Source organism: Metabacillus mangrovi, from assembly GCF_009711125.1.
Lineage (GTDB): Bacteria > Bacillota > Bacilli > Bacillales > Bacillaceae > Metabacillus_B > Metabacillus_B mangrovi.
Genome location: NZ_WMIB01000009.1, coordinates 1 through 21,394 on the forward strand (window position 1 = coordinate 1; position 21,394 = coordinate 21,394).

Genomic DNA, 21,394 nt, shown 5'->3' on the forward strand with positions numbered 1-21,394 from the left:
GAAATGATTGAACACAAACCGCGAGCAGCCGATTGTTTTGTTGATGAGAATTTCCTGTTCTTTGTTTGGGTAGATTCGGAATTTGTAGGCTTTGTGTGTTTTCAAACGTTTTCACCTCCTATATCTATTATAGGGAACTGATGTTCTTTTATTCAAGTGAAAAGCGATTCATCCCCCACTTTACACTTCGCAAGAAGTGGGGGTCTTCTCGCCGGAGATGATAAATCGGGAGGTTTGAAATGGATAAAGAAAAGATTCAGAAATGGCTGAGCCTTTCGGATAAATACCAAAAAAGCGAATTTTGGAAAATGGTATTTGACCATGATCCGGATCTTTCCTCTGCTGCACCTGTGCGAAGCCATGAGAACCCCTTCCCGAGATATGACCTTTATGTACATGAGGAAACTCTTGTTGTATCCATTGAAATTCCCGGGTACCGGAAAGAGGATTTCAATATCACGCTCGACTCTTCAAAAACGAAGCTTCTTTTTAAAGGAGCGCAGCATCCCCCATACTCCTACCAGTACAGAGTCTATACCGAAAGGGCATTCGGTGATACAGAAAGGACGATTACCCTGCCCTTTCCTGTGGAAAAGGAGACAGTACACAGCCGGTATGCATTCGGGATTCTGGAGCTGACTTTCAAAAAAGCACCCGAAGAGGCTGATATCAGCATCGGTTTCGATAACGGTCATACAGACGGGCCCTGATTCCATATACTGAATTAACCTATTTAATGTGTGGGATCAGTCCATGTTATTCCGACGAAAGAAAACAAGCACAGGCAAGGCTTGGGAGGAAAAGCTCGGCAGGCTGGAAGATGCCGTTCTCAATATGGACCGCAAGCTTCAGGACCTGTGCAGCCGGAAGCCGGCCCCTATAAAGCCTGAGGGAAAGCCATATACACAGCCGGACTTCGGATATAAGCTGAATAAGCTGGAAAATGATCTTGCTGCCGTTAAAGAACAGCTGAATTCTTTAAAGGCCGGAAGCAGTGACCCCATCCCCGCAGTGTACATTCAAAATCTTCATGTCCAGCATGTGGATATGAAAGAGGTCGATCTGAGCAATAATTTTGGCAGCCTGGGCATCAAAGACCTGCCGGGCCAGCTGAATATCGGGACCGTGTATGGAAAGACGAAGGATACTGAAGATATAAGTGGCGAAGATAAACAGCCGAAGGTGTCCATCCAGGCAAAAAAAGACTGACTCCGGGGAGTCAGTCTTTTTTAAACGGCAGGAGGAGGCGTCTTCTTTGCCTCCTGCTTTTCCTTTTGATACCTCATGCGCAGTCTGATCAGCCTGATCAGATTCAGTACAGTCGCTTTTAATACGGCATACGTCGGAACAGCAAGGATCATTCCAAGGATTCCGCCAAAGCTGCCTGCCCCGATCAGCAGAAGGATAATCGTCAGCGGGTGCGTATTGATCCGCTTTCCGATAATAAGAGGAGACAAAAGGTTTCCGTCAATCTGCTGCACGACCAGGACGACAAGCGCTGCCAGCAGCCCCTTTGTAGGAGATTCCAGCAGGCCGATGATTACTGCAGGAGCTGCACCGATAAACGGTCCCAAATACGGGATGATGTTTGAAATCGATACAACTATTCCGAGAATGAGCGCATACTCCATCCCAATAATCGAGAATCCGATAAAACAGCCGGTTCCTACGAAAATTGACACTAAAAGCTGGCCTTGGATGTAAGCACCGAGCGTTTCATACAAATCATGAAAAATCTTAATTCCTTCATGCCGGTATGTATTCGGAAGTACCCGGACTGCCTGTACAGGAAATTTGTGGCCATCCTTCAGCATAAAAAACAAGATAAACGGTACCGTGATAATCGTTAGCGTAATGTTTGTTACGACTCCCAGAACAGCCGATACGCTGGACGTTAGATTCTGGGGGATCTTAGCAGAAAAATCGGTAAGAGCCTGTTCAATCTTTTCAATAGAAACGTAATCCTGTGTCATTACCCAAGTAAACCAGCTGGACTGTGACAAGTTTTGAATAAATTGAATAAGCTGGTTCACATAATCAGGGAAGTTATTGATCAAATCAGTGAATTGCTGAGACAGAAGCGGACCGGCAAAGGCTCCCAGCATGACCATCAGTCCGATAAAAATCAAGTAGATGATCAGGATAGCCAGTGTTCTCGGGATTCGGTTCCGTTCAAAAAAACGGACGATAGGACTGAAGATAAAGAACAGCACACCTGCAATCAGCATCGGAAAAAACAAGGTCGATGCAAAGGATGCAAGAGGGGTGAACAGAAAAGATACCTTCGTGCATACATAGATAATGAGCAGGACAAGCAATATCTCGAGTGTCCAAAAATGAACTTTAGACTTCAGCAACTGGCTTCTGCCTCCTAATACGGGAATATTCTTTTCTTTATCTTCAACCTACTATCCCGGCAGACCAATGTCAACTTCATTTGAACAAATACGCGTGACTAAAATGATAAACAGGGTTCTTAAGCCTGTGAGAGTCCCGTTCCAGGAACCAGGAAGCAGAGTTCCATTCTCTTTTTAAATCTGATTTCCGCTTAATTTTCAGGCGGCCTGTCCCCAAAGTACTGGAGATTTCCTATAAATCAGGTCTGATCTATCTCTGCAGGTTCCCGCTCCATTTTCATCACTTCTATATACCGGACAAGATGCCCCTCCATTTCACGCACCGTAAACTCACAGTTTTCGTAGAAAACAGACTGGCCTTCTTGAATATCCAGGTTCTTTGTAAGCAGCCATCCACCAACTGTATCGATGTCCTCCTCTTCGATATTTAAATGCAGGAGGCCGTTTACCTGATCCAGCTGTACTTTTCCATCCAAAATATAATGGTTCTCTGACTTTTTCTGAATTTCCGGCACCTCATCATAATCAAACTCATCGCGGATCTCACCGACGATTTCTTCTATTATATCTTCAACCGTGACAAGACCGGCAGTACCTCCGTACTCATCTACGAGAATAGCGAGATGCACCCGTTCCTTCTGCATCCTGATGAGTAAATCATGAATTGGAACCGTCTCGATCACTTCAATAACAGGACGGATGTATTTTCTTATGGAAGCTTCCTCCCGGATCGGCTCATCATGCATGTACAGGTCTGTTAAGACCTCTTTTGCATTCACCATCCCTAAAATATGGTCCTTATCCCCATCAACGACAGGATAACGGGTGAATCGCTCGCTGCTCATCAATTCCATGTTTTCCTGAAAAGAATCCTCTGCATCAAGCGCTGTAATTTCAGTCCTCGGAACCATAATCTCTCTGGCAAGACGATTATCGAACTCAAAAATCCGGTTCACATACCGGTATTCTGATTGATTGATTTCTCCGCTTTGATAGCTTTCGGATAAAATAATTCTCAGCTCTTCTTCCGAGTGGGCCATTTCGCTTTCTGAAGCAGGCTTAAGGCCAAACAACCCGGTAATGAACCTCGCTGAAGAATTTAACGTCCAGATAAAAGGGAACGCAATCCTGTAGAAAAGGATAAGCGGCCTTGAGAAAGCTAGGGCAACTGCCTCCGTTTTCTGGATTGCTACTGTTTTTGGTGCCAGTTCGCCAACTACAACATGGAAGAAAGTAATAATCGCAAAAGCGATCGCTACCGAGATCACATGAGAAAGCGACTCACTCAACGAAAGCATCTCAAAAAGCGGCTGCAGCAAGTGAGCGACTGTCGGCTCCCCCAGCCACCCGAGCCCAAGAGCCGTAACCGTTATACCAAGCTGGCACGCAGATAAGTATTCATCCAGGCTCCCTGTCACTTTTTTAGCAGCTATCGCATTTTTGTTTCCTTCTGCAATAAGCTGATCGAGCCTTGAAGACCTGATTTTTACAATAGCAAACTCAGATGTTACAAAAAAAGCAGTTAATGCAATCAGTATGGCGACAAGCACCAGATTAATAATATCCAAAATACCCCTATCCCAGGCAGGATAAGGAGTCACCTCCCAGTGTTTCAAGTTGTCTGTTTTGTATGTATACCCTTAATTGAGCCATCTATCACCTGAAGATTTCTGCATCCCGAGCGATTTAGCCTGTTTGTAATACAAGGGAAAATTCCGGATATTCAGGCAATTTTCCGCATAAAAAAAGCCGGGTTCTATGAGCAGGACCGGCTCTTCGGAAAACGGATCAATCATCATCAGGCATAATGGATACAATCTGCTGAATCCGGATAAAGAAAATGGAGTCTCCATTCGCTTTCAAAACAATATGATCCGGCTTCACATCAGTAAGCTTTCCTCTAATCGTATCGCGGACGGTCTGGATAACAAGATCTTTTCCCTTCACCGTGAGAAGGGTCTGGTACACATAAGGATCGATGATCGCAATCATCTGGGGAGTCTGATTTTGCATGAAATGGATCCTCTCCTTTCACTTATTTCACACTTTTAACGTATGAAACAGATAAAAAAGATAGCACCATTTCCTTTATACCGTCCTTTTTAAGGGCCGCTCCCCTTTTTCAATCAGCCGGTCAAGCTCCTGAATTTTCTGCCTTGCCTTCTCCAGCGAAATCGTCCGGTAATGATGAGCCCCGCCTGGCTCCTCATCCAGCTCATCCGCCCGCTTCACCACCATCTGAAGCGAATTTTTCGTTAACTGCCCATCCGGAAGGTAAGAATCGGTATGAAGCAGAATAGCCAGAGCAATCTCCTTGGCCGCCGCCCGATCCTCCCCAAGGCGGATCAGCAGCTTATGAGCCCGCTCCGCTCCCTTAATCGCATGTATATCATTTTTCTTATACTCTTCATAATCCCACTCGCCATCCGTATACCACTCATAATGGCCGATATCATGAAGTAACGCAGCCTTCGCAGCCCGGTCAGAATCCACCCCTTCCTGCAAAGAAAGCCTGTAAGCATGATAAGCAACGGAAACAGCATGAGCCATCCCGGAGCGCTTCAAATATTTTTGAGCAATCGGGTGATCCAAAATTTCTGAAAGCGTCACTTTTCTCACATCCGTCCCTCCTTATCCCACATAATTTTCTTATCAAAATAGCATAATCAGAAGCAGATTTCAAATGAGACGTTATATTCTATGACACATCCATGCTTCTTGTCCATTCATATTGTCCGCTGGCATTTTACTTAGCCGTACCGTTGGTTAATTTGGCTGTCATGCCGCTTTATTTGTCCGTCCTGCGCGGGAATTTGTCCGTCGTCCTCGGAAATTTGTCCGCTGGCATTTATTTGGCCGTTCCGTCAGTTAATTTGTCCGTTACACCTGATAATTTGGCCGTTCCCTTCACTAATTTGTCCGTTACCTTCATTAATTTGTCCGTTGCCATTTATTTGTCCTTTCTCTTCGCTAATTTGTCCGCTGGCATTTATTAGGCCGTTCCGTCAGTTAATTTGGCCGTTACACCTGATAATTTGTCCGTTCCCTTCACTAATTTGTCCGTTCCCTTCATTAATTTGTCCGCTGCCATTTATTTGTCCGTCCAGCCGGTTAATTTGTCCGTTACACCCGCTAATTTGTCCGTTCTCTTCACTAATTTGTCCGCTGCCATTTATTTAGCCGTCCCGCAGGTTAATTTGTCCGTTACACCCGCTGATTTGTCCGTTGCTATTTATTTGTCCATCCAGCCGGTTAATTTGGCCGTTACACCTGATAATTTGTCCGTTCCCTTCACTAATTTGTCCGTTCCCTTCACTAATTTGTCCGTTCCCTTCATTAATTTGGCCGTTACACTTCTTTATTTGGCCGTGCTGCGCGGGAATTTGGCCGTTCTCATTACTAATTTGTCCGCTGCCATTTATTTGTCCGTCCAGCCGGTTAATTTGGCGGTTACTCCCGCTATTTTGTCCGACCCCTTTGCTAATTTGTCCACAACAGCTGCATCGGTCTAAGGAGACGTTATTTTTGTGAAAAAATGCAAAAAACGAAGCAATCGGTCTGAGGAGACGCTATTTACAATGAGCAGGGCGGATTTTAGCCATTTTTAAAAGAATAGCTGCGTGTGAGACCGAACGATTATAAGTAAGCGGTTACAAAACCAAAATAACGGCTCTGGAGACCGTTGGCCTTTCAATAACCGGTTCGGCCAGCTGCACATTTGCCGGATGATTGACTGGCGCCGAGTAAAACTCCCTCTTAATCCGTTCCACAAGCGTCCATGCGGGTTTAAAAATAACAGTCCTGCAGGCAGATGGCCTGTGGACTGTTATTTAGGGAATCTTACTTGAAAATTGACTTTTTCGTTTACGTTAGCAACCGTAATTTCTGCATTGTGGAGGTCGGCAATGCGTTTCAGAATGGCCAGTCCAAGGCCGAAGTTTCCTTTTTCTCCTTTGACGAAGGGCTGGAAGAGTTTCCCCAGCAGCTCTTCACTTAGCGGTTCTCCATCGTTTGAGCAGGAGATTAAGATGGATTGGCCTTCAGGCTTCACTGTTAGTTCCACGGCAGATGCAGCAAATTTTAATGCGTTCTCTAAAAGGTTTTCCAGCAGGACCCGAACCTGCTCGTCGTTTCCATAGATTTCAGCAGGTTCAAGATTTGACCGCATCCGGACGGCAGTATTGGCTGCACTGAGCCGGACGATCACATCTTCTGCGATCTCATCGACTGCCACGACGTTCTTTTCGAGCTTCAGCTGTGAAAGATAATCCAGCTTCGTTAAATAAAGAAGGTCTTTAATCTTCTTTTCAAGCAGCAAAGCTTCTTTCTCAATGATATCTGCCGTCCCTTCAGGAGAGCCGGTTGGATGAATGCCGTCCTTCATCGCTTCTGCGTAGCTCCGGATCACCATGATGGGTGTTTTCAGGTCGTGGGACACATTTTGCAGCATGGTTTGCTGAAATTCATCCTGCTTTTTCAGCTGGCTTCTCATGTCATCGATCGAGACAGCAAGTTTTCCGATTTCATCACTCCGGTCGAGCAGGAGTGAATCATTGAGCCTGCGCTGCGAGATTTTTTTAACATGGGCAGTGATGGTATCCAGGGGCTTTACGAGCCATTTTGAAAAAACAAAGGCAAGAACGATGGCTCCTGCGATGATCAGGGCAAATATAAAGAACAGCCTGCTTAATAAAGTTTGAATGAGTTCATTGCGGTACGTGTCAAATAAATAGGTTACGAGGATCACTTTGTTCCCTTCAAGATCATAACCTTTCCTGATGACATACAGCATTTCTTTGCCGGACACCTGCATGTTGTACCGTTCGGCACTTGCCTCTTGCTTCTTTGCCTGCTGATAGAAAAAGTCTGTCAGCTGCCTTGTCGGCTTGCGGCCACTGTATTTATAGCCTCTGCTTTCAATGACGATATGATTGACGAGCCGGATTTGCTCTCCGGTCGTTTCTCCCTCAAATTCATTGATTCCGGGTCCCCGCTGCTGGGACTCTTCAATTGTCCGGAACAGTTCGTTCGTAAAAAACGATTTCAAGGTTGTAGGAATGACCAGAAAAAACACAATGGCCATTACCACGATAAGGCCGGTAAAAAGTGTAGCGATTTGAACGAAAAGCGGTTTATTTTTCAAGGTACTTTACCGTCCGGTAACCGAAGCCATATATGGTTTCAACATGCAGCTTCGGGCATTTCCTTCTTACTCGGCGCACTAAGTCGTCCACTACCCGGTCAGATCCAAAGTAGTCCTCACCCCATACATAGGAAAGAATCTGCTCCCTGCTCAGCGCACTGCCAATATGCTTGACGAGGTAAACAAATAAATCAAATTCTTTAGAAGTAAGCTGAATGATTTCATTGTTTTCGGATACGGTCCGCTCCCGTTCTTTGATCATATAAGGACCGTAAATAAGGCTCGGTTCTTCCTGTCTTTCATACGTGCGTTTCATCAGCTTTTTGGCCCTGATGATCAGTTCTTTGGGCAGGAAAGGCTTGGACAGATAATCGTCTCCGCCAAGCTCAAGACCAATAATCCGGTCCAGGTCCTCATCTCTTGCGCTGATAAAAATGACGGGTGTTTCCTCATTTGATTTTTTGATTTCTTTTATCACATCATAACCGTCTATATCCGGAAGCATGATATCAAGAATCCACAGATGGGGCTGCTCGGGAATGCTGCTGATCGCATCCGTGCCGTTGTAAAAACTTTTTACTTCCCAGTTCTCCTGCTTCAAATAGGTCGTTAAAACGGTGTTTAAATGATTTTCATCTTCTACTAAATATACTTTATAGGACATTTTATGCCTCCGCCCCCTGTAATCTTTTCTATTTATTAGGGAGCGAATGCGCTCCCCTTCTGCCTGCTGTTATTGTACCTTTTCACGAGAAGACTTTTCCAGTTGCGAGATCCAAGCAATTTTACCTGAAGAATAACGCAGAATTATGTTACTTGGCCGGGTTTTTCTGTAAACAGCTCTGCATCTTGGTGTTGTGTTGTTGAATTCTGGATAGCAGACGTCCAAGCTTGTCTTTCATGGCCTGCTGATCCTTGGACCTGAGTGTCTCCTGCCAATCTGCTCCAGACCGGCCCCTGCCTTCGCCATTGACAGAACGATCAGGATGGTTCATCTTTGGACGGTTTTTGTGTTTTTCTCTGCATCTCTGGGGAAGCTTTTCCTTTAATTCACTTCTCTTTTTCAAAGCTGCTTCCCATTCCCTCACCTTCTCGGGAGTATACGTTTTCACAATCTGCAGTAATTTCTGCTCCCTTTCCTTTTTAAAGGTTCCGTATTGCTGATTAAGGTCAGCGGTTACCGCAGAAGCAGAGTTTGAAACCGATAGAACGGCAGCAAAAATAATAGACAGCCACTTTATTTTCATTCCTTTCACCCTTCCTGAACATTTTACTTTCCTGTTTAGCTTTTCCTGAATTTCCTGGGAAATTATGTGGAATTATGTTAAATGATTTGAAGCTCCTGTCGATTCTTTTCCGGCCGGTTAAAGAGTTCAGAAAAGCCGTTCAGACTCTTTTACTTTTTGTTGATTTTGACAAAGAGCTTGAGCATACTTGTGATAGTGGAAGGAGTGAGACTATGACGGATCGGTATGACCATCCATTTATCTATCATTTTGACAGGCTGGAAGACATTGCAGATAAGATCAGTGAAGTACTGTCTCTTCCGATTACCATTGAAGATGTCAACCACAGGCTGCTCGCCTACAGTACACATGATGACTGCACGGATCCAGCCAGAATCTCTACAATTATCGGGAGACGTGTTCCCGAGAAGGTTATAAACAGCTTATGGAAGGACGGAACCATTCCAAAGCTCATGAAAACGAGAGAACCAATCCGTGTCCATCCGATCGATGAGGTGGGGCTTGGAAGCAGAGTTGCGATCTCGATATGGAAAAACGAAGAAGTTCTGGGCTTTGTATGGGCTCTTGAAATTGAGAAAAAGCTTTCGGGTCCTGAGCTGGAACTGTTAAAGGAAGCCGCTGAAGCGATTCGCAATAAGCTGCTGAACCTTCATGCAAGCAAAACCAAAAAGCAGGAGCACAGCCAGGAGTTTTTCTGGCGGCTGCTTACAGGAAATATTCAGTCTGTTCCGGAAGTCCAACAAGGTTTTGGCAGGCTTAATATAAAATTCCCAAAAGAGTTCTCCGTGATCCTGCTCAACTTCCCCGAAGAAATCACCCACAATGCCGAAAAACAAATCGATTACCTGCTCAAAACAACCCAGCAGGTTCTTGTGCTGATGTCCACAACGGATTACAATCAGCTGATTATCCTTGCAGAGCCAAAAGGAGAACAGGCATTAACAGAAGTGAAGGAATTTTGTACATCCGTCATCAAGCAGCTGGATGAGCGGTTTGGGCTTCACGGGGCAGAAGCCTGTATCGGAGGGGTGTATTCAGATGTCCTGCAGATTGTGGAAAGCTACCGGCAAGCGCTGGCCGTAGCTAAGATCAAGCAGCGTTTTTCAAAAGAAACGTCTTCCTTGAACAGTTTTTCAGAGCTTGGAATTTATCAGTATCTGGATATTCTTTATGAGAAGCGATATCTGAGCGGGTACAAAAACTATTCCCTTCAAAAACTGAAGGAATACGATGCAGATCATAAGACCAGTCTGACTGAGACCCTTGAGGTTTTTCTGGAATCAGACGGCTCGATCCACACCGCTTCGAAACTGCTGAACATCCATGTCAATACGTTGAGCTACAGACTTAAACGGATTATGCAGGTCGGGGAAATCGACTTGGCAAATCCAAATGAAAAAATGACCATTTACCTCGATTTAAAACTGGAACGGATGTCTTTGTGAAAATACACAAACCCATGTAAACCCTTTCTATTTTTCATACAAACCAAACTGGACGGAAAGCTATTATACTGAAAATATAACTTATCCATATATTTTCCCGTCTTTTAAAGGAGGAAGGGTTCATGATTATAGGTGTACCTAAAGAAATTAAAAACAATGAAAACCGTGTTGCGCTCACTCCAGGAGGAGCTGCACAATTTATAGCTGTCGGGCATCGTGTTCTTATTGAAAAAGAAGCTGGTATCGGAAGCGGATTTACAGATGAGGCTTACCTCGAAGCCGGCGCAGAGATTCTGGATGCAGCAGCCGATGTATGGGCCCGGTCTGAAATGATTATGAAAGTAAAAGAGCCGCTTGAGCCGGAATATGCTTATTTCCGCGAAGGCCTGATTCTTTTCACTTATCTTCATCTTGCAGCAGAACCGGAGCTTGCGGCTGCACTGACGAAGTCCGGGGTGATCTCCATCGCATATGAAACCGTATCTGCAGGACGCACACTTCCGCTGCTTACGCCGATGAGTGAAGTGGCAGGACGCATGTCCGCTCAAATCGGTGCCCAGTTCCTTGAGAAGCCTAAAGGCGGAAAAGGAATTCTGTTAGCGGGAGTTCCGGGCGTTAGCCGCGGTAAGGTAACGATTATCGGCGGCGGAGTAGTCGGAACAAATGCAGCTAAAATGGCAGTCGGACTTGGTGCTGATGTAACCATCATCGATTTGAGTGCTGAACGCCTGCGTGAACTGGATGATATTTTCGGAACTCAGATTAAAACCCTGATTTCCAATCCGATCAATATCTCACAAGCGGTAGCTGAAACGGATTTGCTCATATGTGCTGTCCTCATCCCTGGTGCAAAAGCGCCGACGCTTGTGACGGAAGAGATGGTAAAAACCATGCAGCCTGGATCCGTGATCGTGGATGTTGCGATTGACCAGGGGGGAATCGTTGAAACGGTCGATCATATCACAACTCATGACCAGCCGACCTATGTAAAGCACGGTGTGGTTCATTATGCAGTGGCCAATATGCCGGGAGCTGTCCCAAGGACCTCTACACTCGCTCTAACAAATGTAACGGTTCCTTATGCGCTTCAAATCGCCAACAAAGGGGTTTTCAAAGCTATCGCTGAAAATGCTTCCCTTAAAGCAGGAGTCAATACAGCAAAGGGAGACATTACTTATGCAGCGGTTGCCCGCGATTTAGGTTACAAATATGTGCCGGTTGAAGTGGCTCTGGACCGGGAACTGGCATTTTAACAAATACAAAACACAAAGAGGATATCTAATCAATAGGATTTAGATATCCTTTTTTCTGTTCAATCCCGCCGATAAAAAAGCACCTCAGCCACCCCGGTCCCGGCTGAAAATAAAACCGGGATCATTTTACCGCAAGCCCTAAACAAGCAGCCAGTTCCTCCGTAAATTCCTTTTGCGGCTCCAGCTCGGATTCAGCGTGTACTTTTCTCATTCGTTCTTCCGCTTCCTGAGTATAGCCATATGATTTGTATAGAATGGTTAGGAAGTGAGGGCATTCGTACCAGCCTTGTTCTTCTTTGTTTTTCATCTCTTGAATCACGTCTTGAATGGTATGGAATTTCTCAAAGTGTGGAAAAATCACATTTTGTATGTCACTTTTCACTTCTCTTCTCACTTGATCTGCGTCATTCGAAAGGTTGATTTTATACCAGGTATCCGGTATCTTTTTCAGCTCGGAAACCCTAAGTCTGAGAAGGGAATACACTTCTGTCGGGAATTTTGGGGGATCCTCCTTATAAAAAGGGCCAAACAGTTTATCCGTAAAAATGCCGGTATTAATCGTAAACTCCACATCTTCTTTATTATTCCACCTGGAGGATTGAATAGTTACAGTCCACGCAAAATCGGAAAATGACTTCGCAAAGTGATTTCCTTTCTTTTTAAAACCTTCCGCTTTAAATAAAGGGGCAAGATCATCTTTTATCATCTGCTTTAATACTTCCTGCGCATTCAACATCTTATTCTCCATTTCCTGTTTTCTCAATAAGTACTATTCTCCTTCGTTTTATGATTTACCTGCATGAACGAAGCTGCATCTTAGCTGTAAAAAAGTTGTAATGTAATCACTTGCTTTTCCCTTCGTTCTTGCTGTTTGAGAACCAGTTTCCCTTACAAGCACCTTTCTTTCCGTTCTCTGAATGATTAAGGTACACTATCTGAAGGAGGCTGATCAGATGGCAGAACATCATTTTCACCTTAAAGCAGAGTGGCCCGGCGGCCGGAATGGAACAGGCACCATTGAATCGGGACACTTGAAAACTACAGTATCCATCCCTGCTGAAATGGATGGACCAGGTGCGGGCACCAATCCGGACGAGATGCTCCTCGGAGCAGCCGCAACCTGCTACATCATTACCCTTGCCGCCATGCTAGAGCGAAATTCCATTGAAAAGACGAACCTGACGATGGAGTCAGAAGGAATCGTCGAAATGGAAAAAGGAGTGATCACGTATAAAAAAATCATTCATCGCCCGCACCTTGTACTTCCTTCACATACGGATGAAAAAACCGTCCGGCTGTCAGAACGCCTTGCCGAGAAAGCAGAGCAGTCCTGCATGATCACGAGAGCGATTAAAGGAAACGTCCAGGTCGAACTTGAAGCAAAAATTGAAGCAAAATAAAAAAGCGGCATGCAGCCGCTTTTTTATACGTTTTCCTTCCCTAAAGGATCCAGCGGAAGACGGATTGTAACCTTTGTTCCCTTCCCCACCTGACTCTGAAACTGAATCGTTCCTCTATGTTCTTCTTTAATTATCTTATAGCAGACTGTCAGACCAAGGCCCGTTCCGCGTTCCTTTGTCGTAAAGAATGGCTCGCCCAGTTTATCAATCCGGTCCTGTTCGATTCCTTCTCCCTCATCCTCCAGAATAAATTCGGCAAATCCATCCGAAGTGTTCACACACCAAATCCGGATGGTTCCTCCAAATTCCATTGCTTCTATTGAATTTTTTACAAGGTTGAGAAATACTTGCTTCAGGTGATTTTTATTTCCTGAAAAAGAAACACCGGGATCGATATTCGCATCAAATTGAATATGAAAAGCATTTGCCGTCTCTTTCAGCATAAGCAGCACATCATCAAGAATCTCTGCTGCATAAATCTCTTTAAAGCTTTTTCCCTGCGGCTTTGCAATGAGCAGCAATTCATCTACTACTTCGTTAATCCGGTCAATTTCCTCCGACATGATCCGCAGGATATTATGATTGGACAGTGTACCATCTTCTCCTAAAAACTGAACGAACCCTTTCAGCGAGGTCAGCGGATTTCTGATTTCGTGGGCTACTCCGGCTGCCAGTTCTCCCACAACACTCATCTTCTCGGTTTTAAGGATGTATTCTTCATCCCGGATCCTTTGGGTAATATCGGTTCCAACACAGAGGATAAGCTGCTTCCCTTCAAGAACCACCGGAATCTTCAATACTTCGATCCACTTTGTATCCCCTCTGTAATCAACGATCTTTTCAAGCTTTTCATACTTAGGCTTTATACCGAGCATGACCTTTTTTTCTTCCATTTCGATTCTTACAGCCTGTACGCTGCGCGGGTTCAGCTCGAGATCTGTATGGTATAAAATCTCGTCTGCTTCTGATCCGTACAAGCCAGCCATTGCTTCATTAACCAGGATAAACTGATGATCCTCGTTCTTTACATAAATGTAGTTCGGGTTTAAATTCATGATTTTATGAAGAAGATTCTTTTGATCCTTCAGTCCCCGATTTAAGTTTTGAATAAGTCCGATAAAAATCAGCAAAGTAAGCATTACAGAGGAAATCCCGGATACAAATAACGGAAGGATCTTATAGCCGCTCAGCATCCCAATACCGATCACCGTAAAGATCGCAATACTTAAATTCACAGAAAAAAACCGATATTCTTTTACGGCTAGAAAAAACGAAAGAAAAATGAGAACAAACGCAATGAGCAAAGTTAGACCGATATTCAGCAGAAAGGCCCACTGCCAATCTCCAAATTGAGGATAATAGTGAAGAGGAAAAGGATACCCGTCATCATATACAGTCATATTTTTGATTCCATATCTTGTATTGCTTACCACAAAGACCGCCATGCTGAGCATCACCGAAGCAATGAGAAGGAGCCGCAAGCCGGCTAAAGGAATCGTTTTGGCAAAAAATCCGGTTTTGCTGTAGCGGGTTAAAAGCAGATACATAAATAAACACACGATCGGCAGATTAAAAATAATCCCGAATCGCAATAATGAAAACCACCGCAATACAAACTCTTTGGAAAACAGGTCTGTTCCATACAATAGGGAAATATCAAATTGCCAAACAGCCAGCAGGATCAGGAAAGCAACAGCCACATTAAATAGCGGAGTGCGATTATGAAATAGAATCACTATACCTAGAACAAAAGGAATAACCGCAATAATCGCCAATAGCGTAAAGTACATTCAGTTACACTCCATTAAATCTTAAAGATTGCTGCAACTATGCCAGCATACTATTTATTATAACAATGCCCGGAAGATTTCGGGCTATATTACAGATTTTTTTTAGAAAATCAAGGATAAAATTTTACCAATTTATTTAGTCCCACGAGAATCTTTCTTCTTTCCACGGATCTCCTTCCATATGGTATCCGTTTTTCTCCCAGAAACCGGGATGATTTTGCTTTGTGAACTGAATGCCTCTTAGCCATTTAGCGCTTTTCCAAAAATAACGGTGCGGAAAAACAGCCCTAAGCGGATATCCGTGCTCCGGCGTTAAAGGTTCCCCATCATGTGAATGAGCCAGGAGGCTTGTTTCCTTTAAAAAGTCATCTATTGAAAGATTCGCTGTCCATCCTTCTTCGGCATGCAGAATGACAAAACGCGCTTCTGGTTTTACTTCAGCTGCTTCCGCTATTGTTTTTGTTGAAACGCCTTCCCAGCTATTGTCCAGTTTTGACCAGCCCGTCACACAATGGATGTCATTTCCCGCTTTTGTCTGAGGAAATTTCATGATGTCTTCAAAGTTCAGAAGCAACGGCCGATTAACAAGGCCGTAAACCTGAAGATTCCACTCTGTTAAATCTTTATAATAGGGAACGGACCCGGCATGAAGCACAGGAAAAGTTTTCGTAACGTGCTGATTTGGGGGAACACGTTCTGTATCTTTAGGCGGTTTGGGTTTTCCGAAATACATCACTTCACGCTCCGTATGTTAACCTTTTAAAAAACTAAGTTGACATTGTGTTTTTCTTCTATTAGTCTATAGGTAAAAGTCTGCTTATGCAAAGGGGAAATACAGATGGAAAGAAAATTTCGCACAATTGATCTTGTTTACGCCGGAATGTTTGCTGCTTTGATGGCAGTAGGAGCCAACCTGACATCCTGGCTTCCATTTCTTCAGGTTGCAGGGGTGCCGCTTTCAATGGCCCCATTTTTCGCTGTTCTTGCAGGTCTTCTGCTTGGCAGCAGGCTCGCAGCAGTTTCCATGCTTGTCTATGCTTTAATTGGCGCAGCAGGCGCTCCGGTCTTTGCCGGATTTTCAGCTGGCTTTGCGGTTCTGTTTGGCAATACCGGCGGATTTATTATCTCATACATCTTAGCTGCTTATACAGCAGGCAAAATTATTGAAACGAGCAGAAAACCGAAGCTTCCAATGTTTATGGCAGCCGGTATGGCCGGCATTCTCGTCATCTACCTATTCGGCACCACTTATATGTATGCTTTCGTCAATTATGCAGCTGGTGCCAAAATGTCTTATTTGGCAGCATGGCAGATCATGACTTGGTTTGCAGTTAAAGACATTGTGTTTACAGCAATGGCGGCAATGATTGCACCCCGCCTGTATCAGCAGGTTAAAAAAGGGACCGGCCAATTCCGGCAGAATGCAGCATAACATGCAAGCACTCTATTAATCATAAACAAAAAACCACCGACAATCATCTATCGGTGGTTTTTTGTCCTCACTGCGTATGCAGGTTCTAATCACAACCTGCACCCTGAACATTCGCCTGCATATAAATAGTGGTGAAAGATTGATGGTTTAAGGGAAATTGGTATAATACGCAAAAAGAATCAGATGATTTCAAGTGAAAATGGGTTGAATTACCCTGTAGTTTAGTGTATTCTAATATCCATTGCACCCGAAAAAATAGAAAAGGTGTGCAATAGCTTTTATGCCGGTCCAAGTATAAAAAAAGATTGTGACAGGCATACTGGCAGTATTCAATAAAAGAGGTGAGGGAATATGACTAGACTAGCCATCAAACGCTATTTTCTAAGTGAACTCGACCGCGAAACTTATGAAAAAGCCATTTTGACCCACAGACCGTCCGCCGCTGATTACTTGTTTGAATGGGATGACGCTGAAATTCTAAGTGCCTTTGATAACCTTCAATCACAAGCCCAATAAGATGATAGACTGCCTGCGTTCAGGCAGTCTTTTTATTTGAAAAACTCTGCGTTAGCCTTTTGCTAAAAAAAGAGAGCCTCTGGAGAAGGCTCTCAATCAATTATGGCTTTAAAGATTTATATAAAGTCTGTCAGACAGACGTTATACCGGTTAAAGAACCATTGCCGCGATCCATCCAAAAAGAATGAGCGGGATATTGTACAAAACAAAAGTCGGAACCACAGTGTCCCAAATGTGATCATGCTGCCCATCCGCGTTGAGACCTGAAGTCGGCCCCAGTGTACTGTCGGATACAGGGGATCCCGCATCTCCAAGTGCACCGGCCGTACCAATGATGGCAATGGTTGCTAGCGGACTGAATCCAAGGTTTAGGCAAAGCGGGACAAACAAAGCCGTTATGATTGGAATGGTGGAAAAGGATGAACCGATTCCCATCGTTACGAGCAGACCGACAATCAGCATAAGCAGGGCCGCCAGGGATTGATTACTGCCGATCATGCCGGAAGCACTTTTTACCATCGTTTCAATGTGGCCGGTTTCCTTCATTACACTCGCGAAACCAGCAGCAGCCAGCATCACAAACCCAATAAAGGCCATCATCTGCATCCCTTTAGTAAGAACTTGATCCGCTTCCTTCCACTTCATTGCACCCGTTACATAAAGAACAGCGATACCGGCAAGCGCGCCGAATATCATCCCGCCATCGATTTCCATTTTGGACAGATAAAGCTGTACACCTAGGGAGACCACAATCGCAGCACCGGCAAATGCCAGTGTTCTGCGGGAATAGACGGCTGTTTCCACCCCGGCAATATCCTTCGCCTCATACTGCCTCTTTTTGCGATACAGTATAAAAGCAATCACCAGTCCCACAGCCATTCCAAGAGACGGAATCATCATAGCCTGCGGAATGTCTGTAAGCTTAATCGATAGCCCGGCTTGTTTCATATTATCCCGAAGAATCCCGTGAAAGATTGCTCCGAAGCCAGCCTGAACATACATATAAGGCGTGATCAGACCAAATGTGATAACTGCAGCAACGAGCCTGCGGTCGATCTCCAGCTGGTTGAAAATTTTAAGAAGCGGAGGAATCAGCACCGGAATAAAAGCAATATGAACCGGAACCAGGTTTTGGGAAGAAATAGAGACGAGAAGGATAATAAAAAGAATCATTACCTTCGATAACGTCTTCCGGTTCGTTTCTCCTTCTCTCCCGACCAGCTTGATCGCCAGCTGCACCATCGCATCGGGCAGACCCGTTTTCGTTAACGCAACAGCAAATGCTCCAAGCGACGCGTAGCTGAGAGCCACTGCAGCATTTCCACCGAGCCCGGCCGTAAACGCTTCGCCAATCGTCTTTATATCAAGTCCGCTCGCAAATCCTCCTGCTAGAGCCCCTATAATCAGGGAAAACACAACGTTCACCCTAAAAAGGCTTAAAAGCAGCAGCACCACAACGGCTAATATAACTGCATTCATTTATTTATACCTCCGTAAACACTTTAGTTTGCTAATATGGTAGAGCAATAAAATGACATGACCTTAAATTATCACAGGTAGATTCTCTAAGTCAACTATTTCTTTTACTGCATTAGCAGGGTAAAGGATTTTCCCAAACTCATCATATCTGCCAGTTAAAGTATGTATATTTTTAGCTGTTCCTTGCTTTTCTGCTTACGGAGCTGGATTGCCTGCCAATCTGGATGCCAAAATGATTTAATGTGGCGAAACTGTGTGCTTTCGTGCCAAACTCATTTTACGTGCCGATGCACTCAGTTTACGTGCCGCTTCCCGTCCTATACGTGCCGATTCAGCTGACTAACGTGCCAAAACGGGGTGCTTTCGTGCCATACTCATTTTACGTGCCGAAACAGTGACCTCTCGTGCCGAACTAATTTTACATATCGGAACATCACCTACTCGTGCCAAACTAAGAGGTACCACAGCAAAAATCAGCGATATATCTGCTGCTCCAGCATCAATGCTCTTAATAAAAAAACCGGCGGGAAGGGGATCTTCCATGCCGGTTTTCCAGTCAGTAAAAATAAGGGTAACCATAACCATAGGGTGAAAAGCCGAATCCGTAATACGGGCTGAGCAGTGCGGCGGTTGCCAGACCACCGGCCAGACCAAGCGGAAAACCAAATCCAAATGGGGCAAAACCAAATCCGAACTGGCGTCCGTAACCATACGGGTATCTTACGTTTTGAAGGTGAAACATACCAGGGTTCATCCCATAACCTCCTTGCCTCTGTCTGCTGACACTTCCCTGCATTTTATGCGGGCGGATTGTCCGGAGAGTTAGGCATGAGCCCTTCTGGATGCTTATCCTTCAAAATTTTCAACAAAAGATGCGAGCGTTCTCGCCATAACTCCTGTAGCACCTGAAGGCCCGAGCTTCGTTTCCTTTGAGGTGACTGCAGTTCCCGCTATATCCAGATGCACCCAAGGCGTGCCCTCTGTAAATTCTTTCAGGAAGGCTGCCGCCATAATAGCATGGCCTTCCCGTCCGGGGGAGTTGCTCAAATCCGCCATTTTGCTGCTCTTCACTCTTTCTGTATCTTTTTCTGTGATCGGAAGAAGCCACATTGGCTCTCCGCATTCTTTAGAGGCCGCGTTTACCTGCTCAAATAATGCTTCATTATTTGTTGTCGCCCCAGTCATCTCATTTCCAAGAGCAACAATCACTCCGCCGGTTAGAGTTGCCACATCCACGAGGTGAGTTGCACCATGATGTTTCGCATATGTAATGGCGTCTGCAAGGACCAGCCTTCCTTCTGCATCTGTATTCAGAATTTCAATCGTTTTGCCGCTCATGGAGATAATCACATCATCCGGCCTGAATGCGGAAGCGGAAATGACGTTATCTGTTGAAGGAATAACGGCGACAACATTTTGCTCAGGCTTCAGTTCCCCGATAATCTCCATAGCACCCAATACTGCTGCAGCGCCGCCCATGTCCGTTTTCATGCCGACAATGCCGGACTTGGTCTTAATGGAATATCCTCCAGTATCAAACGTGATTCCTTTTCCGACCAGACCGATTTTATCGGTGGAAGCTTCATTGCCGGTGTATGTCAGAACAATCATTTTAGGAGGCTCGACAGAACCTTGATTGACAGCAAGCATGGCTCCCATGCCAAGTTTCTGCATATCTTCTTTTTCAAGAATTTCACATTCAAAACCGTATACTTCCGAAAGTTTTCTTGCATAATCCGCCATCTCTGCAGCAGTCAGAATATTCGATGGTGTGTTCACGAGCGTTCTGGCTGAGTTCGTACCCTTTCCATGCGCGGTACCTACAAACAAAGCTGCTTTCACTTCTGAAGAATCTTCTTTTGTCAGAACCGCCATTTGCCCGATTGCACGTTCAGGTTCATTGGATTTGTGCTTATAATCTTTAAGTTTGTAAGAAGCGAGCTCCAGAGCCTCTCCCAGTGCATGGGCTGCATCGAGAGTACTTACCCTCTCCGTGGCAAACGAATCCAGATCGATGGCAGCCTCCGTTCTCTTATCAGCCAGGAGCTGTCTGATCAGCTGACCGAATGCTTCGCGTGCTCTCTCAAAATTCCAGTCCTGCTCTTTACCGAGCCCTGAAATGTACACTCTTTTCATTGACGTTTTCCCAAGTGTGAAAATTTTTGAGACAGCCATACGGTCTCCCTTAATATCTCCGTCCTTAAGTAGTGCTGTAACATGACCCTCTAGTGAATCATCTAATTCGGAAAGCACTCCTTGCAGGGGCTGGTTTTTCTTAAAAAGTCCGGTGATCAGTGTTTCTTCGTTCCCTGTTAAAGCTTCGTACACATGATACATCGATGGTTCCTCCTCAACGGGTTTTTGAAAGAGCTATTCAAGGTAAAGAAAGAGCAGGGGAAGTTCAGGCAGTTTGTCTGTTTTTTCGTACGGAATTGAATCCGGGACCTGTGGTATAATGAGTAAACAATTTTCCATAAAAGAATGGACAAGCTCAAGATCCAGGCCCCAGCAGCGGGGACGGTAAGGCTGGATATACTGCCGGCCGGCGAGCATCATGGAACGGGCGCCTTTTAAATTGCCGTAGCTGTAATGATAAAGGGCCACACACATTTGAAGCAGGCCCTTCAGGAAGACATTCGATTTATCCGTCATCCAGATCTCCTCCAGCAAATCATGGCATGTATAAAAGTCCCCTTCATTAAAATGAATGAAGAACCGGTAGTATTCCTCCGGATATCCTTTCACTCGCGTCCCCCCTTGCCCCAGTCCATTCTATTTTATCAGACCCGGGGCAGCCCAGAATACAATTATGTGCTGGTTCCCAAGGAAGGCAGGAGAAAAAGATGGAAATATTCTATAACTTTCCGCTGATTGCTGCATTAACCGCTATCTTTTTTGCCCAGGTAGTAAAGGTTCCGATCCACTATATCGCAATCAGAAAGTGGGACTGGTCACTCGTTACAAGCACAGGCGGGATGCCCAGCTCACATTCGGCAGCGGTTACTGCTCTTACAACGGCTGTAGCAATAGAGGAAGGGCTCGGCTCTACTGTATTCGCAGTCGCCTGTACATTTGCAGTCATTACGATGTTCGATGCTACAGGGGTCAGAAGGCACGCCGGAGAGCAGGCTACCGTCCTGAACAAGCTTGTTATTGATTTTAACCGGTTTATGAAGGAAGCGAAGGACTGGCAGCAAACCCAGGAGCAGGAGAAGCAAAAAAGGCTGAAGGAACTGCTCGGCCATCAGCCCATCGAAGTATTCTTCGGCGGCCTTACCGGTATTTTTTTAACCCTTCTTATGCATTACTTGTTTTTCCAGATTTAACGGGGA

26 protein-coding genes are annotated in these 21,394 nt (G+C 45.0%); 10 read left to right on the forward strand and 16 right to left on the reverse strand.

Annotated features, from left to right (window positions below):
* Positions 1 to 105 (reverse strand): helix-turn-helix domain-containing protein (locus tag GKZ89_RS10425; RefSeq protein WP_155111715.1); only part of this gene is annotated, 105 nt, incomplete at its 3' end.
* 134 nt (positions 106 to 239) lie between these two features.
* Between GKZ89_RS10425 and GKZ89_RS10430 the strand changes: the two genes are divergently transcribed.
* Positions 240 to 710 carry an Hsp20/alpha crystallin family protein gene (locus GKZ89_RS10430; protein ID WP_155112350.1) on the forward strand — a complete coding sequence of 157 codons (471 nt, stop codon included), beginning with the start codon at positions 240 to 242 and terminating at the stop codon, positions 708 to 710.
* Positions 711 to 753: 43 nt separating this feature from the next.
* Positions 754 to 1,209, forward strand: coding sequence for a hypothetical protein (locus GKZ89_RS10435; RefSeq protein WP_155112351.1), 456 nt, complete (start codon positions 754 to 756; stop codon positions 1,207 to 1,209).
* Positions 1,210 to 1,229: 20 nt separating this feature from the next.
* On the opposite strand, the gene GKZ89_RS10440 is transcribed toward GKZ89_RS10435, so the two are convergent.
* The 4 genes from GKZ89_RS10440 to GKZ89_RS10455 all read right to left on the reverse strand — a co-directional run bounded on the left by GKZ89_RS10440 (position 1,230) and on the right by GKZ89_RS10455 (position 4,976).
* The gene (locus tag GKZ89_RS10440; protein ID WP_155112352.1) at positions 1,230 to 2,357 is read right to left on the reverse strand and encodes an AI-2E family transporter; all 1,128 of its coding nucleotides are present in this window, start codon (positions 2,355 to 2,357) and stop codon (positions 1,230 to 1,232) included.
* A gap of 239 nt (positions 2,358 to 2,596) precedes the next feature.
* The gene (locus tag GKZ89_RS10445) at positions 2,597 to 3,925 is read right to left on the reverse strand and encodes a hemolysin family protein (RefSeq protein ID WP_155112353.1); all 1,329 of its coding nucleotides are present in this window, start codon (positions 3,923 to 3,925) and stop codon (positions 2,597 to 2,599) included.
* Between the two features lie 220 nt (positions 3,926 to 4,145).
* Entirely contained in the window at positions 4,146 to 4,370 is a 225-nt protein-coding gene (locus GKZ89_RS10450) for a YuzF family protein (protein ID WP_155112354.1), read from the reverse strand.
* Positions 4,371 to 4,445: 75 nt separating this feature from the next.
* Positions 4,446 to 4,976, reverse strand: coding sequence for an HD domain-containing protein (locus GKZ89_RS10455; RefSeq protein WP_162356713.1), 531 nt, complete (start codon positions 4,974 to 4,976; stop codon positions 4,446 to 4,448).
* A 143-nt stretch (positions 4,977 to 5,119) separates the two neighbouring features.
* On the opposite strand from GKZ89_RS10455, the gene GKZ89_RS10460 reads away from it, so the two are divergent.
* On the forward strand, positions 5,120 to 5,353 hold the full coding sequence (locus tag GKZ89_RS10460; protein ID WP_155112355.1) for a hypothetical protein: 234 nt from the start codon (positions 5,120 to 5,122) through the stop codon (positions 5,351 to 5,353).
* Here GKZ89_RS10460 and GKZ89_RS21600 read toward each other — a convergent pair.
* Positions 5,350 to 5,448 (reverse strand): hypothetical protein, encoded by a 99-nt coding sequence (locus tag GKZ89_RS21600; RefSeq protein WP_155112356.1) that lies wholly within the window; start codon positions 5,446 to 5,448, stop codon positions 5,350 to 5,352. The genes GKZ89_RS10460 and GKZ89_RS21600 overlap by 4 nt on opposite strands.
* 4 nt (positions 5,449 to 5,452) lie before the next feature.
* Between GKZ89_RS21600 and GKZ89_RS21215 the strand changes: the two genes are divergently transcribed.
* Positions 5,453 to 5,869 carry a hypothetical protein gene (locus GKZ89_RS21215; RefSeq protein WP_430697119.1) on the forward strand — a complete coding sequence of 139 codons (417 nt, stop codon included), beginning with the start codon at positions 5,453 to 5,455 and terminating at the stop codon, positions 5,867 to 5,869.
* 314 nt (positions 5,870 to 6,183) lie between these two features.
* Here the strand turns inward: GKZ89_RS21215 and GKZ89_RS10475 are convergent, their stop codons facing one another.
* From GKZ89_RS10475 to GKZ89_RS10485, 3 genes are all read right to left on the reverse strand, one after another.
* Positions 6,184 to 7,500, reverse strand: coding sequence for a sensor histidine kinase (locus tag GKZ89_RS10475; protein WP_155112358.1), 1,317 nt, complete (start codon positions 7,498 to 7,500; stop codon positions 6,184 to 6,186).
* Positions 7,490 to 8,164, reverse strand: coding sequence for a response regulator transcription factor (locus GKZ89_RS10480; protein ID WP_155112359.1), 675 nt, complete (start codon positions 8,162 to 8,164; stop codon positions 7,490 to 7,492). The genes GKZ89_RS10475 and GKZ89_RS10480 overlap by 11 nt, the downstream gene beginning before the upstream one ends.
* Positions 8,165 to 8,312: 148 nt before the next feature.
* Complete coding sequence (locus tag GKZ89_RS10485) at positions 8,313 to 8,747, reverse strand: hypothetical protein (protein WP_155112360.1); 435 nt, start codon at positions 8,745 to 8,747, stop codon at positions 8,313 to 8,315.
* A gap of 212 nt (positions 8,748 to 8,959) precedes the next feature.
* Between GKZ89_RS10485 and GKZ89_RS10490 the strand changes: the two genes are divergently transcribed.
* Together GKZ89_RS10490 and ald are read left to right on the forward strand one after the other, a co-directional pair.
* Complete coding sequence (locus tag GKZ89_RS10490; RefSeq protein ID WP_155112361.1) at positions 8,960 to 10,192, forward strand: PucR family transcriptional regulator; 1,233 nt, start codon at positions 8,960 to 8,962, stop codon at positions 10,190 to 10,192.
* Positions 10,193 to 10,314: 122 nt separating this feature from the next.
* Positions 10,315 to 11,445: an alanine dehydrogenase gene (ald, locus tag GKZ89_RS10495; RefSeq protein ID WP_155112362.1), complete on the forward strand. Its 1,131-nt coding sequence runs from the start codon at positions 10,315 to 10,317 to the stop codon at positions 11,443 to 11,445.
* Between the two features lie 121 nt (positions 11,446 to 11,566).
* On the opposite strand, the gene GKZ89_RS10500 is transcribed toward ald, so the two are convergent.
* Entirely contained in the window at positions 11,567 to 12,208 is a 642-nt protein-coding gene (locus GKZ89_RS10500; protein ID WP_155112363.1) for a DUF4304 domain-containing protein, read from the reverse strand.
* Between the two features lie 190 nt (positions 12,209 to 12,398).
* On the opposite strand from GKZ89_RS10500, the gene GKZ89_RS10505 reads away from it, so the two are divergent.
* A complete protein-coding gene (locus GKZ89_RS10505; RefSeq protein WP_155112364.1) occupies positions 12,399 to 12,845 on the forward strand; it encodes an OsmC family protein in 447 nt (148 codons plus the stop codon).
* 23 nt (positions 12,846 to 12,868) lie between these two features.
* On the opposite strand, the gene GKZ89_RS10510 is transcribed toward GKZ89_RS10505, so the two are convergent.
* Together GKZ89_RS10510 and GKZ89_RS10515 are read right to left on the reverse strand one after the other, a co-directional pair.
* A complete protein-coding gene (locus GKZ89_RS10510; protein WP_155112365.1) occupies positions 12,869 to 14,635 on the reverse strand; it encodes an ATP-binding protein in 1,767 nt (588 codons plus the stop codon).
* A 136-nt stretch (positions 14,636 to 14,771) separates the two neighbouring features.
* Positions 14,772 to 15,368, reverse strand: coding sequence for a sulfite oxidase-like oxidoreductase (locus GKZ89_RS10515; protein WP_155112366.1), 597 nt, complete (start codon positions 15,366 to 15,368; stop codon positions 14,772 to 14,774).
* A gap of 105 nt (positions 15,369 to 15,473) precedes the next feature.
* On the opposite strand from GKZ89_RS10515, the gene GKZ89_RS10520 reads away from it, so the two are divergent.
* Both GKZ89_RS10520 and GKZ89_RS10525 read left to right on the forward strand, forming a co-directional pair.
* The gene (locus GKZ89_RS10520) at positions 15,474 to 16,067 is read left to right on the forward strand and encodes a biotin transporter BioY (protein WP_155112367.1); all 594 of its coding nucleotides are present in this window, start codon (positions 15,474 to 15,476) and stop codon (positions 16,065 to 16,067) included.
* Between the two features lie 351 nt (positions 16,068 to 16,418).
* On the forward strand, positions 16,419 to 16,583 hold the full coding sequence (locus tag GKZ89_RS10525; protein WP_155112368.1) for a hypothetical protein: 165 nt from the start codon (positions 16,419 to 16,421) through the stop codon (positions 16,581 to 16,583).
* Positions 16,584 to 16,733: 150 nt separating this feature from the next.
* Here the strand turns inward: GKZ89_RS10525 and GKZ89_RS10530 are convergent, their stop codons facing one another.
* The 4 genes from GKZ89_RS10530 to GKZ89_RS10545 all read right to left on the reverse strand — a co-directional run bounded on the left by GKZ89_RS10530 (position 16,734) and on the right by GKZ89_RS10545 (position 20,807).
* A complete protein-coding gene (locus GKZ89_RS10530; RefSeq protein WP_155112369.1) occupies positions 16,734 to 18,062 on the reverse strand; it encodes a Na+/H+ antiporter family protein in 1,329 nt (442 codons plus the stop codon).
* 556 nt (positions 18,063 to 18,618) lie between these two features.
* A complete protein-coding gene (locus GKZ89_RS10535; protein ID WP_155112370.1) occupies positions 18,619 to 18,816 on the reverse strand; it encodes a hypothetical protein in 198 nt (65 codons plus the stop codon).
* Positions 18,817 to 18,908: 92 nt separating this feature from the next.
* Entirely contained in the window at positions 18,909 to 20,390 is a 1,482-nt protein-coding gene (locus GKZ89_RS10540; RefSeq protein WP_430697157.1) for a leucyl aminopeptidase, read from the reverse strand.
* A 42-nt stretch (positions 20,391 to 20,432) separates the two neighbouring features.
* Positions 20,433 to 20,807 carry a DUF309 domain-containing protein gene (locus GKZ89_RS10545; protein WP_162356715.1) on the reverse strand — a complete coding sequence of 125 codons (375 nt, stop codon included), beginning with the start codon at positions 20,805 to 20,807 and terminating at the stop codon, positions 20,433 to 20,435.
* A 98-nt stretch (positions 20,808 to 20,905) separates the two neighbouring features.
* Between GKZ89_RS10545 and GKZ89_RS10550 the strand changes: the two genes are divergently transcribed.
* A complete protein-coding gene (locus GKZ89_RS10550; protein ID WP_155112373.1) occupies positions 20,906 to 21,388 on the forward strand; it encodes a divergent PAP2 family protein in 483 nt (160 codons plus the stop codon).
* The last annotated feature ends 6 nt before the right edge of the window (positions 21,389 to 21,394 follow it).